27 protein-coding genes are annotated in these 15,460 nt (G+C 67.8%); 26 read left to right on the top strand and 1 reads right to left on the bottom strand.

What is annotated here, in order from left to right; all coding sequences use genetic code 11:
- The first annotated feature begins 43 nt into the window (after positions 1-43).
- The 26 genes from tuf to ACGFK0_RS16200 all read left to right on the top strand — a co-directional run bounded on the left by tuf (position 44) and on the right by ACGFK0_RS16200 (position 14,602).
- Positions 44-1,237: an elongation factor Tu gene (gene tuf, locus ACGFK0_RS16325; RefSeq protein WP_392905465.1), complete on the top strand. Its 1,194-nt coding sequence runs from the start codon at positions 44-46 to the stop codon at positions 1,235-1,237.
- Between the two features lie 109 nt (positions 1,238-1,346).
- A complete protein-coding gene (rpsJ, locus tag ACGFK0_RS16320; protein ID WP_018657599.1) occupies positions 1,347-1,655 on the top strand; it encodes a 30S ribosomal protein S10 in 309 nt (102 codons plus the stop codon).
- 14 nt (positions 1,656-1,669) lie between these two features.
- On the top strand, positions 1,670-2,320 hold the full coding sequence (gene rplC, locus ACGFK0_RS16315; protein ID WP_392905462.1) for a 50S ribosomal protein L3: 651 nt from the start codon (positions 1,670-1,672) through the stop codon (positions 2,318-2,320).
- Positions 2,317-2,919, top strand: coding sequence for a 50S ribosomal protein L4 (gene rplD / locus ACGFK0_RS16310; RefSeq protein WP_392905459.1), 603 nt, complete (start codon positions 2,317-2,319; stop codon positions 2,917-2,919). The genes rplC and rplD overlap by 4 nt, the downstream gene beginning before the upstream one ends.
- An 11-nt stretch (positions 2,920-2,930) precedes the next feature.
- Entirely contained in the window at positions 2,931-3,230 is a 300-nt protein-coding gene (gene rplW / locus ACGFK0_RS16305; RefSeq protein ID WP_392905456.1) for a 50S ribosomal protein L23, read from the top strand.
- A gap of 40 nt (positions 3,231-3,270) precedes the next feature.
- Positions 3,271-4,104 carry a 50S ribosomal protein L2 gene (rplB, locus tag ACGFK0_RS16300; RefSeq protein ID WP_392905454.1) on the top strand — a complete coding sequence of 278 codons (834 nt, stop codon included), beginning with the start codon at positions 3,271-3,273 and terminating at the stop codon, positions 4,102-4,104.
- 12 nt (positions 4,105-4,116) lie between these two features.
- Positions 4,117-4,398, top strand: coding sequence for a 30S ribosomal protein S19 (gene rpsS, locus ACGFK0_RS16295; protein WP_358448886.1), 282 nt, complete (start codon positions 4,117-4,119; stop codon positions 4,396-4,398).
- A 31-nt stretch (positions 4,399-4,429) separates the two neighbouring features.
- Positions 4,430-4,810 carry a 50S ribosomal protein L22 gene (rplV, locus tag ACGFK0_RS16290; protein WP_358448884.1) on the top strand — a complete coding sequence of 127 codons (381 nt, stop codon included), beginning with the start codon at positions 4,430-4,432 and terminating at the stop codon, positions 4,808-4,810.
- Complete coding sequence (gene rpsC / locus ACGFK0_RS16285) at positions 4,810-5,676, top strand: 30S ribosomal protein S3 (protein ID WP_392905451.1); 867 nt, start codon at positions 4,810-4,812, stop codon at positions 5,674-5,676. The genes rplV and rpsC overlap by 1 nt, the downstream gene beginning before the upstream one ends.
- A gap of 7 nt (positions 5,677-5,683) precedes the next feature.
- Complete coding sequence (gene rplP, locus ACGFK0_RS16280) at positions 5,684-6,103, top strand: 50S ribosomal protein L16 (protein WP_358448880.1); 420 nt, start codon at positions 5,684-5,686, stop codon at positions 6,101-6,103.
- Entirely contained in the window at positions 6,103-6,342 is a 240-nt protein-coding gene (rpmC, locus tag ACGFK0_RS16275) for a 50S ribosomal protein L29 (protein ID WP_392905447.1), read from the top strand. The genes rplP and rpmC overlap by 1 nt, the downstream gene beginning before the upstream one ends.
- A complete protein-coding gene (gene rpsQ, locus ACGFK0_RS16270; RefSeq protein WP_392905444.1) occupies positions 6,339-6,611 on the top strand; it encodes a 30S ribosomal protein S17 in 273 nt (90 codons plus the stop codon). The genes rpmC and rpsQ overlap by 4 nt, the downstream gene beginning before the upstream one ends.
- 77 nt (positions 6,612-6,688) lie before the next feature.
- Positions 6,689-7,057 (top strand): 50S ribosomal protein L14, encoded by a 369-nt coding sequence (rplN, locus tag ACGFK0_RS16265; protein WP_358448874.1) that lies wholly within the window; start codon positions 6,689-6,691, stop codon positions 7,055-7,057.
- On the top strand, positions 7,057-7,365 hold the full coding sequence (rplX, locus tag ACGFK0_RS16260) for a 50S ribosomal protein L24 (RefSeq protein WP_392905440.1): 309 nt from the start codon (positions 7,057-7,059) through the stop codon (positions 7,363-7,365). Before rplN ends, rplX begins: the two co-directional genes overlap by 1 nt.
- A gap of 5 nt (positions 7,366-7,370) precedes the next feature.
- Complete coding sequence (gene rplE / locus ACGFK0_RS16255) at positions 7,371-7,961, top strand: 50S ribosomal protein L5 (RefSeq protein ID WP_392905438.1); 591 nt, start codon at positions 7,371-7,373, stop codon at positions 7,959-7,961.
- 4 nt (positions 7,962-7,965) lie between these two features.
- A complete protein-coding gene (locus ACGFK0_RS16250; RefSeq protein WP_018657585.1) occupies positions 7,966-8,151 on the top strand; it encodes a type Z 30S ribosomal protein S14 in 186 nt (61 codons plus the stop codon).
- Positions 8,152-8,296: 145 nt separating this feature from the next.
- The gene (rpsH, locus tag ACGFK0_RS16245; RefSeq protein ID WP_358448868.1) at positions 8,297-8,695 is read left to right on the top strand and encodes a 30S ribosomal protein S8; all 399 of its coding nucleotides are present in this window, start codon (positions 8,297-8,299) and stop codon (positions 8,693-8,695) included.
- A 16-nt stretch (positions 8,696-8,711) separates the two neighbouring features.
- Positions 8,712-9,248, top strand: coding sequence for a 50S ribosomal protein L6 (gene rplF / locus ACGFK0_RS16240; RefSeq protein WP_392905433.1), 537 nt, complete (start codon positions 8,712-8,714; stop codon positions 9,246-9,248).
- Positions 9,249-9,250: 2 nt separating this feature from the next.
- Positions 9,251-9,637: a 50S ribosomal protein L18 gene (rplR, locus tag ACGFK0_RS16235; protein ID WP_392905431.1), complete on the top strand. Its 387-nt coding sequence runs from the start codon at positions 9,251-9,253 to the stop codon at positions 9,635-9,637.
- A 34-nt stretch (positions 9,638-9,671) separates the two neighbouring features.
- Complete coding sequence (gene rpsE, locus ACGFK0_RS16230; protein WP_373293705.1) at positions 9,672-10,292, top strand: 30S ribosomal protein S5; 621 nt, start codon at positions 9,672-9,674, stop codon at positions 10,290-10,292.
- A complete protein-coding gene (rpmD, locus tag ACGFK0_RS16225; protein WP_021596720.1) occupies positions 10,289-10,471 on the top strand; it encodes a 50S ribosomal protein L30 in 183 nt (60 codons plus the stop codon). Before rpsE ends, rpmD begins: the two co-directional genes overlap by 4 nt.
- Position 10,472: 1 nt before the next feature.
- Positions 10,473-10,952 (top strand): 50S ribosomal protein L15, encoded by a 480-nt coding sequence (rplO, locus tag ACGFK0_RS16220; RefSeq protein WP_392905427.1) that lies wholly within the window; start codon positions 10,473-10,475, stop codon positions 10,950-10,952.
- 226 nt (positions 10,953-11,178) lie between these two features.
- Positions 11,179-12,477: a preprotein translocase subunit SecY gene (secY, locus tag ACGFK0_RS16215; RefSeq protein WP_392905425.1), complete on the top strand. Its 1,299-nt coding sequence runs from the start codon at positions 11,179-11,181 to the stop codon at positions 12,475-12,477.
- A complete protein-coding gene (locus ACGFK0_RS16210) occupies positions 12,477-13,127 on the top strand; it encodes an adenylate kinase (protein WP_392905422.1) in 651 nt (216 codons plus the stop codon). The genes secY and ACGFK0_RS16210 overlap by 1 nt, the downstream gene beginning before the upstream one ends.
- A gap of 124 nt (positions 13,128-13,251) precedes the next feature.
- The gene (map, locus tag ACGFK0_RS16205) at positions 13,252-14,082 is read left to right on the top strand and encodes a type I methionyl aminopeptidase (protein WP_392905420.1); all 831 of its coding nucleotides are present in this window, start codon (positions 13,252-13,254) and stop codon (positions 14,080-14,082) included.
- 73 nt (positions 14,083-14,155) lie between these two features.
- The gene (locus ACGFK0_RS16200; protein WP_392905418.1) at positions 14,156-14,602 is read left to right on the top strand and encodes a DUF1707 domain-containing protein; all 447 of its coding nucleotides are present in this window, start codon (positions 14,156-14,158) and stop codon (positions 14,600-14,602) included.
- 31 nt (positions 14,603-14,633) lie between these two features.
- Here the strand turns inward: ACGFK0_RS16200 and ACGFK0_RS16195 are convergent, their stop codons facing one another.
- Complete coding sequence (locus tag ACGFK0_RS16195) at positions 14,634-15,449, bottom strand: phosphodiesterase (RefSeq protein WP_392905416.1); 816 nt, start codon at positions 15,447-15,449, stop codon at positions 14,634-14,636.
- Positions 15,450-15,460 lie beyond the last annotated feature (11 nt).

Genomic DNA, 15,460 nt, shown 5'->3' with positions numbered 1-15,460 from the left:
AGCGGTCGTCTAAACGGCCGAGGATCGCAACAAGGAGCAACCAGTGGCGAAGGCCAAGTTCGAGCGGACGAAGCCGCACGTGAACATCGGCACCATTGGACACATCGACCACGGTAAGACCACCCTTACCGCGGCGATCACCAAGGTGCTCCACGACAAGTACCCGGACCTCAACCCCTTCACGCCGTTCGAGGACATCGACAAGGCGCCGGAGGAGCGCGAGCGCGGCATCACCATCTCGATCGCGCACGTCGAGTACCAGACCGAGGCCCGGCACTACGCGCACGTGGACTGCCCGGGTCACGCGGACTACATCAAGAACATGATCACCGGTGCGGCGCAGATGGACGGCGCCATCCTGGTGGTGGCCGCGACCGACGGCCCGATGCCGCAGACCAAGGAGCACGTGCTCCTGGCCCGCCAGGTCGGCGTGCCCTACATCGTCGTCGCGCTGAACAAGTGCGACATGGTGGACGACGAGGAGATCCTGGAGCTCGTCGAGCTCGAGGTCCGCGAGCTGCTCACCGAGTACGAGTTCCCGGGCGACGACCTGCCCGTCATCCGCGTGTCCGCCTTCCAGGCCCTGCAGGGCGACGAGGCGTGGGGCGAGAAGATCGTCGAGCTGATGACCGCCGTCGACGAGAACGTGCCGGAGCCGGTCCGCGACATCGACAAGCCGTTCCTGATGCCGATCGAGGACGTCTTCTCGATCACCGGCCGCGGCACGGTCGTCACCGGCCGCGTCGAGCGCGGTGTCGTCAACGTCAACGAGACCGTCGACATCATCGGCATCAAGGAGAAGTCGACGACCACCACGGTCACCGGCGTCGAGATGTTCCGCAAGCTGCTCGACCAGGGCCAGGCGGGCGACAACGTCGGCCTGCTCCTGCGCGGCATCAAGCGCGAGGACGTCGAGCGCGGCCAGTGCGTCATCAAGCCGGGCACCACGACCCCGCACACCGAGTTCGAGGCGCAGGTCTACATCCTGTCCAAGGACGAGGGCGGCCGCCACACGCCGTTCTTCAACAACTACCGCCCGCAGTTCTACTTCCGCACCACGGACGTGACCGGCGTGGTGAACCTGCCCGAGGGCACCGAGATGGTCATGCCGAGCGACAACACCGAGATGCGCGTCGAGCTGATCCAGCCCGTCGCCATGGAGGAGGGCCTGAAGTTCGCCATCCGCGAGGGTGGCCGGACGGTCGGCTCGGGTCGCGTCACCAAGGTCATCAAGTAACACCACTCTCGTGTGCGGCGGCCCGGCCGCTGGGAGACCGAAGCCGGGCCGCCGCATCACGACCACCGAAGTAAACAGCGGCACTACAGCAAAGGACACCGAGGCCACCATGGCGGGACAGAAGATCCGCATCCGGCTCAAGGCCTACGACCACGAGGTCATCGACACCTCGGCGAAGAAGATCGTTGAGACGGTGACGCGGACGGGCGCCAAGGTCGCGGGCCCGGTGCCGCTGCCGACCGAGAAGAACGTGTACTGCGTCATCCGCTCGCCGCACAAGTACAAGGACAGCCGCGAGCACTTCGAGATGCGCACGCACAAGCGGTTGATCGACATCATCGACCCGACGCCCAAGACGGTCGACTCGCTGATGCGGCTCGACCTTCCGGCCGGCGTTGACATCGAGATCAAGCTCTGAGGGACGCACCGACAATGAGTAAGCAGAGGAAGGGCGTCCTGGGCGAGAAGCTCGGCATGACCCAGGTCTTCGACGATGAGGGCCGGATCGTTCCGGTGACCGTCGTCCAGGCCGGGCCGTGTGTCGTCACCCAGCTCCGCAGCCAGGAGAAGGACGGCTACACCGCCGTCCAGCTCGGCTTCGGGCAGATCGACCCGCGCAAGGTGAACAAGCCGCGCACGGGTCACTTCGAGAAGGCCGGCGTCACGCCGCGCCGCTATCTCGTCGAACTGCGGGCGGACGACACCACCGAGTACGAACTCGGCCAGGAGATCACCGCCAGCGTCTTCGAGGCCGGCCAGAAGATCGACGTCACCGGTACGAGCAAGGGCAAGGGCACCGCCGGTGTCATGAAGCGCCACGGCTTCAAGGGCCTCAGCGCCTCGCACGGCACCCAGCGCAAGCACCGCTCACCGGGTTCGATCGGCGGCTGCGCGACCCCCGGTCGCGTCTTCAAGGGCCTTCGCATGGCGGGACGGCACGGCAACGCCCGTACCACCGTGCAGAACCTGACCGTCCACGCCATCGACGCGGAGAAGAACCTGCTGCTCATCAAGGGCGCGGTTCCCGGTCCCAACGGCGGCGTGGTGCTGGTCCGCGACGCAGTGAAGGGAGCGGGCAAGTGACGACGAAGCTCGACATCGACCTGCCCGCCGAGGTCTTCGACGCGAAGACCAGCGTGCCGCTGATCCACCAGGTCGTGGTGGCGCAGCTGGCCGCGGCGCGGCAGGGCACGCACTCGACCAAGACCCGCGGCGACGTCCGCGGCGGCGGCAAGAAGCCGTACCGGCAGAAGGGCACCGGCCGGGCCCGGCAGGGCTCGATCCGCGCTCCCCAGTTCGCCGGCGGCGGCGTCGTGCACGGCCCGCAGCCGCGGGACTACTCGCAGAAGACGCCCAAGAAGATGAAGGCGGCCGCGCTGCGCGGCGCCCTGTCGGACCGCGCGCGGTTCGGCCGGGTGCACGTGGTGGACGGCCTCATCGAGGGCGACACCCCGAAGACGAAGACGGCGCTGAAGGCGCTGCGCGAGGTCACCCAGGCCAAGCGCGTCCTCCTGGTCCTGGACCGCGAGGACGACCTGACCTGGAAGAGCCTGCGCAACGAGCCGAGTGTGCATGTGCTCGTCTCCGACCAGCTCAACACCTACGACGTGCTGGTGAACGACGACGTGGTCTTCACGAAGACGGCCTACGACGCGTTCATCTCGCGCGCGGCGAAGAAGTAAGGAGGGTCGCCATGAACAAGATCGCCGACCCCCGCGACATCATCATCGCGCCGGTCGTCTCGGAGAAGAGCTACGGGCTGCTGGACGAGAACAAGTACACCTTCATCGTCCGCCCGGACGCCAACAAGACGCAGATCAAGCAGGCCGTCGAGTCGGTGTTCGGCGTCAAGGTGACGAACGTGAACACGCTCAACCGGCAGGGCAAGCGCAAGCGCACACGGTTCGGCTACGGCAAGCGCAAGGACACCAAGCGCGCCATCGTCAGCCTGGCCGAGGGCGAGCGGATCGACATCTTCGGAGGCCCGGCCTAGAAGGCCGGGGCCCGAAGCAGACAAGGGATGAACGAATAAGATGGGCATCCGTAACTACAAGCCGACGACTCCGGGTCGTCGCGGCTCCAGCGTGGCCGACTTCGTCGAGGTCACACGCAGTGAGCCCGAGAAGTCGCTGCTGCGTCCGCTCCCCAAGAAGGGCGGCCGCAACAACCACGGCCGCATCACGACCAGGCACCAGGGCGGCGGGCACAAGCGCGCCTACCGCGTGATCGACTTCCGCCGGCACGACAAGGACGGCGTCCCGGCGAAGGTCGCGCACATCGAGTACGACCCGAACCGCACCGCGCGGATCGCGCTGCTGCACTACGTGGACGGCGAGAAGCGCTACATCCTCGCCCCGCGCGGCCTGAAGCAGGGCGACCGGGTCGAGAACGGGCCGGGCGCCGACATCAAGCCGGGCAACTGCCTGCCGCTGCGCAACATCCCGACGGGTACCGTCATCCACGCCATCGAGCTGCGGCCCGGCGGCGGCGCCAAGATCGCCCGCAGTGCGGGCGCCGGCGTCCAGCTGCTGGCCAAGGAGGGCAAGTACGCCACGCTGCGCATGCCGTCCGGTGAGATGCGGATGGTGGACGTGCGGTGCCGCGCGACGGTCGGCGAGGTCGGCAACGCCGAGCAGTCGAACATCAGCTGGGGCAAGGCCGGCCGCATGCGCTGGAAGGGCAAGCGCCCCACCGTCCGCGGTGTGGCCATGAACCCGATCGACCACCCGCACGGTGGTGGTGAGGGCAAGACCTCCGGTGGCCGGCACCCGGTGAACCCGGCCGGCAAGAAGGAAGGCCGCACTCGCCAGGCGAACAAGTCGAGCGACCGGCTGATCGTCCGTCGTCGCAGCAAGAAGAAGCGGTAGGAGTCGCTCGTCATGCCACGTAGCCTTAAGAAGGGCCCGTTCGTGGACGACCACCTGATGAAGAAGGTGGACACGCAGAACGAAAAGGGCACCAAGAACGTCATCAAGACGTGGTCGCGGCGCTCCATGATCGTGCCGGACATGATCGGTCACACGATCGCCGTGCACGACGGCCGCAAGCACGTCCCGGTGTTCATCACCGACGCCATGGTGGGGCACAAGCTCGGCGAGTTCGCGCCGACGCGGACGTTCCGCAGCCATGTCAAGGAAGACCGCCGCAGCCGCCGAGGCTGAGCAGGCAGTAATCGTACGGAGAGGAACAGCGATGGAAGCCAGGGCCCAGGCGCGGTTCATCCGCGTCACGCCCAGGAAGGCCCGCCGCGTGGTGGACCTCATCCGCGGCCTGCCTGCCGCGGAGGCTCAGGCGGTGCTGCGGTTCGCCCCCCAGGCTGCGAGTGAGCCTGTGGGCAAGGTGCTGGCGAGTGCCATCGCCAACGCCGAACACAACTTCAAGCTCGACTCGGACACGCTGGTCGTGAGCCGTGCGTGGGTCGACGAGGGGCCGACGCTCAAGCGTTTCCGCCCCCGCGCCCAGGGCCGGGCTTACCGCATCAACAAGCGCACGAGCCACATCACAGTGGTCGTGGAGTCGCGGGACGAGGCTTCGGCCGGTGCCGGCGGTAAGAAGACGAGGAGGGCCCGGTAGTGGGTCAGAAGATCAACCCGCACGGGTTCCGGCTCGGCATCACCACCGACCACAAGTCCGTGTGGTTCGCCGACAAGCTCTACAAGGACTACGTCAAGGAAGACGTCCAGATCCGGCGCATGCTGCAGAAGGGCATGGACCGGGCGGGCATCTCCAAGGTGGAGATCGAGCGGACCCGTGACCGTGTAGAGGTCAACATCCACACCGCCCGGCCGGGCATCGTCATCGGCCGCCGCGGCGCGGAGGCCGAGCGCCTCCGCGGCGACCTGGAGAAGCTGACCGGCAAGCAGGTCCGGCTGAACATCCTCGAGGTGAAGAACCCCGAGATCGACGCGCAGCTCGTCGCGCAGGGCGTGGCCGAGCAGCTGTCCAGCCGGGTCGCGTTCCGCCGCGCCATGCGCAAGGCGATCCAGTCGGCGATGAAGTCGGGCGCCAAGGGCATCAAGGTGCAGTGCGGCGGCCGTCTCGGCGGCGCCGAGATGTCGCGGTCGGAGTTCTACCGCGAGGGCCAGGTCCCGCTGCACACGCTGCGCGCCGACATCGACTACGGCTTCTACGAGGCCCGGACGACGTTCGGCCGCATCGGCGTCAAGGTGTGGATCTACAAGGGCGAGGCCGCGTCGACCCGCGCCGAGCGCGAGCAGCAGGCCGCGCAGCAGCGTGCGGCCGGCGGCGGCGGTGGCCGTGAGCGTCGCGGTGACCGCCGCGGCGGTGGCGGCGGTGGCCGCGGTGGCCGTGGCGGCCGCGGCGGCGCCGGTGGCGAGCGCGCCGGCGGCGGCGAGCGCGGTGGCGCACCGAAGAAGCAGCAGAGTTCCGAGCAGCCGGCGCAGACGGCCGAAGCTGCTCCGCAGGGTGAGGGGAGCTGAGTAACCCATGCTGATCCCTCGCAAGGTCAAGCACCGCAAGCAGCACCACCCGAAGCGCAGGGGCATGGCCAAGGGCGGGACCAGGGTGACGTTCGGCGAGTACGGCATCCAGGCCGTCGAGAGCGCGTACGTGACCAACCGGCAGATCGAGGCCGCTCGTATCGCGATGACGCGGCACATCAAGCGCGGCGGCAAGGTCTGGATCAACATCTTCCCGGACCGTCCGCTGACCAAGAAGCCCGCCGAGACCCGCATGGGTTCCGGTAAGGGCTCGGTCGAGTGGTGGGTCGCCAACGTGAAGCCGGGTCGGGTGCTGTTCGAGCTCTCCTACCCGAACGAGGAGGTCGCTCGCGCGGCCCTCACGCGTGCGATCCACAAGCTTCCAATGAAGTGCAAGATCGTTAAGCGGGAAGTGGGTGAGGGCTGATGGCCAAGGGACTTGCCGCCGACGACCTGCGGACCGAGCCCGAGGACGTCCTGGTCACCAAGCTCAAGGAAGCCAAGGAGGAGCTGTTCAACCTCCGCTTCCAGGCCGCGACCGGCCAGCTTGAGAGCCACGGGCGGCTGCGCACCGTGAAGCGCGAGATCGCCCGCATCTACACCGTGATGCGGGAGCGCGAGCTCGGCATCGTCACGGTCGATGACGCCGTGGAGGACGACGAATGACCGACCAGCAGACCGACAAGCGGGTCGCCCGCAAGGTCCTTGAGGGCCTCGTGGTCAGCGACAAGATGGACAAGACCGTGGTCGTGTCCGTCGAGGACCGCGTGACCCACCGCAGGTACCACAAGGTGATCCGCCGTACGAAGAACTACAAGGCGCACGACGAGGCCAACGAGTGTGGTGTCGGCGACCGCGTCCGTCTCATGGAGACCCGGCCGCTGTCGGCCACCAAGCGGTGGCGTGTGGTCGAGGTCCTCGAGAAGGCCAAGTAATTACTGGTTCCACCAGGCTGATCGCCGGCGCCCGCCGGGCGCGGCGATCAGAACCGGTGTGACGAACAGGAGTTGACGTGATCCAGCAGGAGTCGCGACTCAAGGTCGCCGACAACACGGGTGCGAAGGAGATCCTCTGCATCCGGGTTCTCGGCGGCTCGGGTCGGCGCTACGCGGGAGTCGGCGATGTCATCGTCGCGACGGTGAAGGACGCCCTTCCCGCCGCCGGCGTGAAGAAGGGTGACGTCGTCAAGGCCGTCGTCGTGCGCACCCGCAAGGAGCGCCGGCGCCCGGACGGCTCCTACATCCGCTTCGACGAGAACGCCGCCGTTCTGATCAAGGACGGTGGCGACCCCCGCGGCACCCGTATCTTCGGCCCGGTGGGCCGCGAACTGCGCGAGAAGAAGTTCATGCGCATCATCTCGCTCGCGCCGGAGGTGCTCTGATGAAGATTCGTAAGGGCGACGAGGTGATCGTCCTCGCCGGCAAGGACAAGGGTGCGACGGGCAAGGTCCTGCGCGTCCTTCCGCGCGCCGAGCGCGTGGTCGTCGAGGGCGTCAACCTCATGACCAAGAACGTCAAGGCCGACCAGCAGCGTGCCGGCAGGGAAAGCGGTCGCATCACGATGGAGGCGCCGCTGCACGTCAGCAACGTCGCGATCGTCGAGGACGGCAAGCCGGTCCGGGTCGGTTACCGCATCAACGAGGACGGCACGAAGGTCCGGATCTCGCGCCGTAGCGGTAAGGAGATCTGAGACCGATGACCGACACCGTCACCGAGACGCAGACCGACGCCCGCCCCGTCCCCAAGCCGCGGCTGAAGCTCCGCTACCGCGAGGAGATCGCGGGGCAGATGCGCGAGCAGTTCGGCTACGCCAACGTCATGCAGATCCCCACGCTGACCAAGATCGTGGTCAACATGGGCGTCGGCGACGCGGCCAAGGACGCCAAGCTGATCGAGGGCGCGATCCGCGACCTGTCGCTGATCACCGGCCAGAAGCCGGCCGTGAACCGGGCCAAGAAGTCCATCGCCCAGTTCAAGCTGCGCGAGGGCATGCCGATCGGCGCGCACGCCACGCTGCGCGGCGACCGGATGTGGGAGTTCCTGGACCGGCTGCTCGCGACCGCGCTGCCCCGTATCCGTGACTTCCGCGGCCTGTCGCCGAAGCAGTTCGACGGCAACGGCAACTACACCTTCGGGCTGACCGAGCAGGTCATGTTCCACGAGGTCGACCCGGACAAGGTCGACCGGCAGCGGGGCATGGACATCACGGTCGTGACGACCGCGAAGAACGACGACGAGGGCCGGGCGCTGCTCAAGCTCCTGGGCTTCCCCTTCAAGGAGAGCTGAGCACATGGCGAAGAAGTCGCTGATCGCCAAGGCGGCGCGGAAGCCGAAGTTCGGCGTGCGCGCCTACACTCGGTGCTCGCGCTGCGGGCGTCCGCGCTCCGTCTACCGGAAGTTCGGCCTGTGCCGCGTGTGCTTCCGGGAGATGGCCCACCGCGGCGAGCTGCCTGGCATCACGAAGTCCAGCTGGTGACCGCGACCCCCGGGGCGATGATCCCCGGGGGCGGACGCCGGCCAGTAATGACCGACCGGGCACCCGCGAGGGTGCCCATGACCGCGCCGAAGGTCCACGGGCCACATCAGCCCGAGGAAACCGCGGCGAGGAGGGCCAGCAGGCCATGACGATGACCGACCCGATCGCAGACATGCTGACGCGTCTGCGGAACGCGAATTCGGCGTACCACGACAGCGTGGCCATGCCGTACTCGAAGATCAAGGCGCACATCGCCGAGATCCTCCAGCAGGAGGGCTACATCTCGGGCTGGACCGTGGAGGACGCCGAGGTCGGCAAGAAGCTCCTGATCGAGCTGAAATTCGGCCCGACCCGGGAGCGTTCGATCGCCGGGATCAAGCGCGTCTCGAAGCCGGGTCTGCGCGTGTACGCGAAGAAGGACAACCTGCCCCGGGTCCTCGGCGGGCTGGGCGTCGCGATCATCTCGACGTCCTCCGGCCTGATGACCGACCGGCAGGCGGGCAAGCGCGGCGTGGGCGGCGAAGTCCTCGCCTACGTCTGGTGAGGGGAGGGTTCTAGAAATGTCTCGAATCGGACGAAACCCCATCACTGTGCCCAGTGGCGTCGAGGTCACCGTCGACGGCCGCGAGGTCACCGTCAAGGGGCCGAAGGGCACGCTGTCGCACACCGTGGTCGAGCCCATCGAGGTTCAGCTGGACGGCGGCACACTGTCGGTGACCCGGCCGAACGACATCAACAAGGTGCGCGGTCTGCACGGGCTCACCCGGACGCTGATCAACAACATGGTCGTCGGTGTGACCGACGGCTACAAGAAGACCCTGGTCATCCAGGGTGTCGGTTACCGTGTGGTGGCCAAGGGCAAGAACCTGGAGTTCTCGCTCGGATACAGCCACCCGATCACCGTCGAGCCGCCCGAGGGCATCAGCTTCACGGTGGAGCGGCCGACCCAGCTGATCGTCGAGGGCATCGACAAGCAGAAGGTCGGCGAGGTCGCCGCCAATATCCGCAAGCTGCGCAAGCCCGACCCGTACAAGGGCAAGGGCGTGCGCTACGAGGGTGAGCAAATCCGCCGCAAGGTCGGAAAGGCTGGTAAGTAGTCATGGCAGGCACCAAGACCCTGGCCGGCAAGGCCACGAGCGGTCGTGTGCTTTCACGGAAGCGCCGGCACCTGCGGGTCCGCAAGAAGGTCCTCGGCAGCGCCGTGCGGCCTCGCCTGGTCGTGACCCGTTCCAGCCGGCACGTGTTCGTCCAGGTCATCGACGACGACAAGGGCCACACGCTGGCCAGCGCGTCGACGATGGAGGCGGACCTGCGCGCCGACTCCGGCGACAAGACGGCCAAGTCCCGCAAGGTCGGCGAGCTGATCGCACGGCGGGCCCAGGAGGCCGGCGTCTCCGCGGTCGTGTTCGACCGCGGCGGCAACAAGTACCACGGTCGCATCGCCGCCGTCGCGGAAGGTGCGCGCGAGGGAGGCCTGAAGGTCTGATGACCGTGGACACGGCAAACGAGAGGAACCACTGATGGCAGCGCAGAGGCGTGGTGGCGGTCAGGGTGGCGACCGTCGCGACCGCCGCGACGACCGCCGCGGTGGCGCCGACAAGGGCCAGTCGTACATCGAGAAGGTCGTGGCGATCAACCGTGTCGCCAAGGTCGTCAAGGGCGGTCGTCGCTTCAGCTTCACCGCCCTGGTGATCGTCGGTGACGGCAACGGCACCGTCGGCGTCGGCTACGGCAAGGCCAAGGAGGTGCCCGCGGCGATCGCCAAGGGCGTCGAGGAGGCCAAGAAGCACTTCTTCAAGGTGCCGCGGATCCAGGGCACCATCCCGCACCTGGTGCAGGCGCGGGACGCGGCGGGCGAGGTCCTGCTGCGTCCGGCGAGCCCCGGTACCGGTGTGATCGCGGGTGGCCCGGTGCGCGCCGTCCTGGAGGCCGCCGGCATCCAGGACGTGCTCAGCAAGTCGCTGGGCAGCGACAACGCGATCAACATCGTGCACGCGACGATCGCCGGTCTGAAGGCGCTCAAGCGTCCCGAGGAGATCGCGGCCAAGCGCGGCCTGCCGATCGAGGACGTCGCCCCCGCGGCGATGCTGCGGGCGCGTGCCGCGGGCAGTGAGCCGAGGCCGGAGGTCGCGAGCTCATGAGCAACCTGAAGATCACGCAGACCAAGTCGGTGATCAGCGAGAAGCAGAACCAGCGTGACACGCTGCGCACCCTCGGCCTGAAGAAGATCGGGCAGAGCGTGGTCCGCGAGGACCGCCCCGAGGTGCTCGGCATGATCCGGACGGTGGCCCACCTGGTCACCGTCGAGGAGGTCGACTGACATGGCGGCTGATCTCGGTAAGAAGGACGTTTCCGAGGGAACCCCGCTCAAGGTGCACGACCTGCGTCCGGCCCCCGGCGCCAAGAAGACCAAGATCCGCAAGGGTCGCGGCGAGGCGTCCAAGGGCAAGACCGCGGGCCGCGGCACCAAGGGCACCAAGGCCCGCAGCACCGTCCCCGTCGGTTTCGAGGGCGGCCAGATGCCGCTGATCCGCCGGGTGCCGAAGCTGAAGGGCTTCAAGAACCCGAATCGGGTCGAGTTCCAGGTCGTGAACCTGGACAAGCTCGCCGCGCTCTACCCCGAGGGCGGCGAGGTCACGGCGGAGGACCTGGCGGCCAGGGGCGCTGTGCGCCGCGGCCGTCCGGTGAAGGTCCTCGGCACCGGCGACATCTCCGTCGCGGTTCAGGTGAAGGCGCACGCCTTCTCCGGATCCGCCAAGGAGAAGATCGCCGCCGCCGGTGGAACCGCCGACGAGCTGTAGGAAGAGACACCTTGATACCGGGGCCGTGTTCGCCGTGCGCCGGGGGCCGTGAGGTCCCGGCGGCGGGCGGGACGGCCCCGGTCCCGTCTGCTGTTAGAGTCACACGGGCGAAGGCGATCCGAGTGAGATTCCGCACTCCGGTATCTCAGCGGGTATCCTCCGCCCGAAATCATGGACCTGTAACCGGCCCCTCGGCGGCCATGAACTCGCCAGTCACGCAGGAGGAATGGTGCTGACCGCGTTCGCTCGGGCTTTCCGTACGCCTGACCTGCGTAAAAAACTGTTGTTCACGTTGTTCATCATCTTGGTGTTCCGGCTCGGGTCGATCGTCCCGACGCCGAACGTCGATGTGGGCGTGCTGAAGGAGACCGCGGACGCGGCCAAAGAGAGCAATCAGCTCTACGGCCTTGTCGATCTGTTCAGCGGCGGCGCGCTGCTGAGGCTGTCGATCTTCGCGCTCGGCATCATGCCCTACATCACGGCGAGCATCATCCTCCAACTGCTCGTGGTGGTGATCCCGCGCCTGGAGGCCCTGAAGAAAGAGGGCCAGGCAGGCACGACGAAGATCACTCAGTACACCCGTTATCTGACGGTCGGGCTGGCGATTCTGCAGGCCACCGGCATTGTGGCGATGGCGAGCACGGGGCAGCTGTTCCAGGGTGTGTCCGGCGCCGGGGACATCCTTTACGAGACGAGCCTCTTCCCGATCATCACGATGGTCATCTGCATGGTGGCGGGCACCACGGTCATCATGTGGCTGGGTGAGCTGATCACCGACCGGGGCGTCGGCAACGGCATGTCGCTGCTGATCTTCACGCAGGTGGTGGCGGTCTTCCCCGCCCAGTTCTGGAGCATCTACAAGGCCAAGGGCGGCCTCGTCTTCGCGATCGTGCTGATCGTCGGCATGGCGATCATGGCCGGTGTCGTGTTCGTCGAGCAGGCGCAGCGGCGAATCCCCGTCCAGTACGCCAAGCGCATGGTGGGCCGCCGCATGTACGGCGGGACGTCGACCTACATCCCGCTGAAGGTCAACCAGGCCGGCATCATCCCCATCATCTTCGCGTCGTCGCTGCTCTACCTGCCGGTTCTGGCGACCCAGCTGTGGCCCGACACCAAGTGGCTGCAGAAGGTCCAGCCGTACCTGCAGCAGGACAACGCCTGGCACATGGCGATCTACTTCGGCTTCATCATCTTCTTCACCTACTTCTACGTGGCGATCACGTTCAACCCCACTGAAGTGGCCGACAACATGAAGAAGTATGGTGGATTCATCCCAGGTATCCGCCCTGGCCGGCCGACCGCCGAGTACCTCGACTTCGTGCTGACCAGGATCACCACACCCGGTGCCCTGTACCTGGGGCTCGTGTCCCTGATTCCGATGGTGGCGTTCGCACTCCTGAACGCGACCCAGGAGTTCCCCTTCGGCGGCGCGAGCATCCTCATCATCGTCGGCGTCGGACTGGATACCGTGAAGCAGATCGAGAGTCAGCTGCAGCAGCGCAACTACGAGGGTTTCCTGCGGTAGTGCGTATCGTCCTGGTGGGCCCCCCTGGAGCGGGCAAGGGGACGCAGGCCCAGTTCATCGCATCTCATCTGTCCATCCCGAAGATCTCGACAGGTGACATTTTCCGCGCCAACGTGAGCGGCGGCACCGAGCTCGGCCGGCAGGCCAAGCAGTTCATGGACCGCGGCGATCTGGTGCCCGACGAGGTAACGATCGCGATGGTGCGCGACCGGCTCGGCGAGGACGACGCCCGCGACGGGTTCCTCCTGGACGGGTTCCCCCGCAACGTCCCGCAGGCGGAGACGTTGAAGAAGATCCTCGCGGAGTGGGACACCCGGCTGGACATGGTCCTGGAGCTGGTGGTCGACGAGGACGAGGTCGTCCGGCGACTGTCGGGCAGGCGCACCTGCGACAAGTGCGGGCGCATCTGGCACGTCGACTTCGACGACAAGCAGGACGACATCTGCGACGACTGCGGCGGACGCCTGTTCCAGCGCGACGACGACAAGGAAGAGGTCGTCATGCATCGCCTGGAGGTCTACAAGCAGGACACGGCCCCGCTGGTGCAGTTCTACGCCGACGAGCACACGCTGGTCGGCATCGACGCGACCGGCCCGGTCGAAGAGGTCACCAAGCGCGCGTTGACCGCGCTCCGCCCGCTGGAGACGTGACGGTGGGACGCGGGGCCGCGCGGCCCCGCGTCCTCCGCTCCGGCCCGTGTGGACCCGTTGTGCGGGCGTGGTGATGCGGGCGGCGTGCTGATGCCGGTGCGGGCGGCCCTGTTCAGGGGGAGAGATGTTCAACAGACGACGTAGGCTCGAGATCCAGATGAAGACCCCGGAGCAGATCGAGCTGATGCGCGCGGCCGGGCTGCTGGTCGGCCGGACGCTGGAGCTTCTGCGGGAGGCCGTCAAGCCGGGCATCACGACCCTGGATCTGGACCGGCTGGCCGAGCGGCACATCCGCGACAACGGCGGCGTCCCCTCCTTCAAGGGCTACCACGGTTTCACCGGGACGATCTGCGCGTCGATCAACGAGGAGATCGTGCACGGCATCCCGGACGCCGGGAAGGTGCTGCGGGACGGCGACGTCATCTCCATCGACTGCGGCGCGATCGTCGAGGGCTGGCACGGCGACGCGGCGATCACCGTCCCGGTGGGGGAGATCACCGCGGAGCTGCGGCGGCTCCTGGAGGTGACCGAGGCGTCCCTGTGGCACGGTCTCGCGGCCGGAACCGCCGGGGCCAGGCTCACGGACATGTCGCACGCGATCGAGGCTCACATCCGCTCTGAGGGCGCCTACGGCATCGTCGAGGGCTACGGCGGCCACGGCATCGGCACCGAGATGCACATGGACCCGCTGATCCCGAACCACGGCGCAGCCGGGCACGGGCCCGTCCTGGAGCCGGGGATGTGCTTCGCGATCGAGCCGATGGTGAACCTCGGCACGAAGGAGGCCGTGGAGCTGGACGACGGCTGGACGGTCGTCACCCTCGACGGGCGTTCCTCGGCGCATTTCGAGCACACGTTCGCGGTCACCCCCGACGGCCCGCGCGTCCTGACGGCCCTGGACGAGGGCCGGGAGTGGTTCGCGAAGCTCGGTGTCGAGGCTTACGCCAAAGATTGAAGGCGTGGCCGGAGGCTCAGCCTGTTCGTCCCTTCATAATGGGAATTGATGCTTCTTGCTGAGCGGAGGAACCATGGCGCCGAACCCTGACTTCCGGGCCTCGGACGCCGACCGCGACCGGGTGGCGGCGAGCCTGCGGGAACACTGCGGCGAGGGCCGGATCACGATGGACGAGCTGCAGGAGCGGCTGGACGCGGTGTACGACGCGAAGACCGTCGGGCAGCTCCAGGAGATCACCGCGGACCTGCCCGAGGAGGACCTCTACCAGCTTCCCGTCCCGGCGTCGCAGGGGAAGAGCACCGCGTCGCCCGCCACGGTCCCGTCGCGGGAGCTTTACATCACCGGCAACCGGGCGATGTGGGCCACGTGGGCGACGGTCAGCGCGATCAACTTCACGGTCTGGCTGATCATCGCGATCTCGGCCGGGTGGGTCTACCCGTGGTGGGTGTGGGTGATAGGACCGTGGGGCGCGGTCCTGCTCATCCGCACGCTCTTCGGCAACCGGCCGGGCGACTGCTGACCGGACGGGTCGCGGGCCACGTCGCCGGGGGTCACTCGACGTCCATCAGGGGGCGGTAGTTCCCGGTCGGGACGAAATGCGTGGTGGCGGTGCCGTCCTCGCCGACGAGGTGGATGGCGAACCCCGCGGGTTCCCCGGTGACCGCGGCGCGCCCGGGCTGGGTCAGGTCGAGGAACAGCTGCCGGTAGGTGCTGGGGCAGGTGGTGCTGACGGTCCCGGCGATGGAGCCGACCGAGCCGCGGTGGACGTGCCCGGAGATCACCCGCACCACCTGCCGGTGCCTGGCGATCACGGACGCGAAGCCGGCGGGGTCGACGAACCGCATGTCGTCGATGAACCGGATCCCGATGGGGAACGGCGGATGATGGGTGGCGACGACCGTCGGGGTGCGGGGTGCGGCGCCGAGCGTCGTGTCGAGCCAGGCGAGCCGGTCCTCGCTCATGTGCCCGTGCGGATGGCCGTCCACGGTGGTGTCGCAGCAGACGAGCCGCACGCCCGCGACGTCGACGGCGTATTGGACGGGGGCCCGTGGAGCGCTCCCCGTCGCCGCGACCGCCGGAACGTCGTTGAAGACCTTGCGCATCTCGTCGCGGTCGTCGTGGTTGCCGGGCATCGGGTAGACGGCCATCGGCAGCGGGGACAGCAGGGCGTGCAGGCGGGCGTACTCGGCGGGTCGCCCGCCGTCGGCGAGGTCGCCGGTGAGCACGACGGCGTCGGGGCGGGCGGGCAGCGAGAGCAGGCTCGACACGGCGGCCCGCAGCGCGCGGACCGGCCCGGAACCGTCGTCGACCTGCCCGTCGCGTCCGGCGGCCAGGTGGATATCGCTCAACTGCGCGATGATCGCCATCGATCCTTCCC

It is taken from the genome of Spirillospora sp. NPDC048823, from assembly GCF_043198445.1.
GTDB lineage: Bacteria > Actinomycetota > Actinomycetes > Streptosporangiales > Streptosporangiaceae > Spirillospora.
This window is presented reverse-complemented; position numbering and strand designations above follow the sequence as displayed.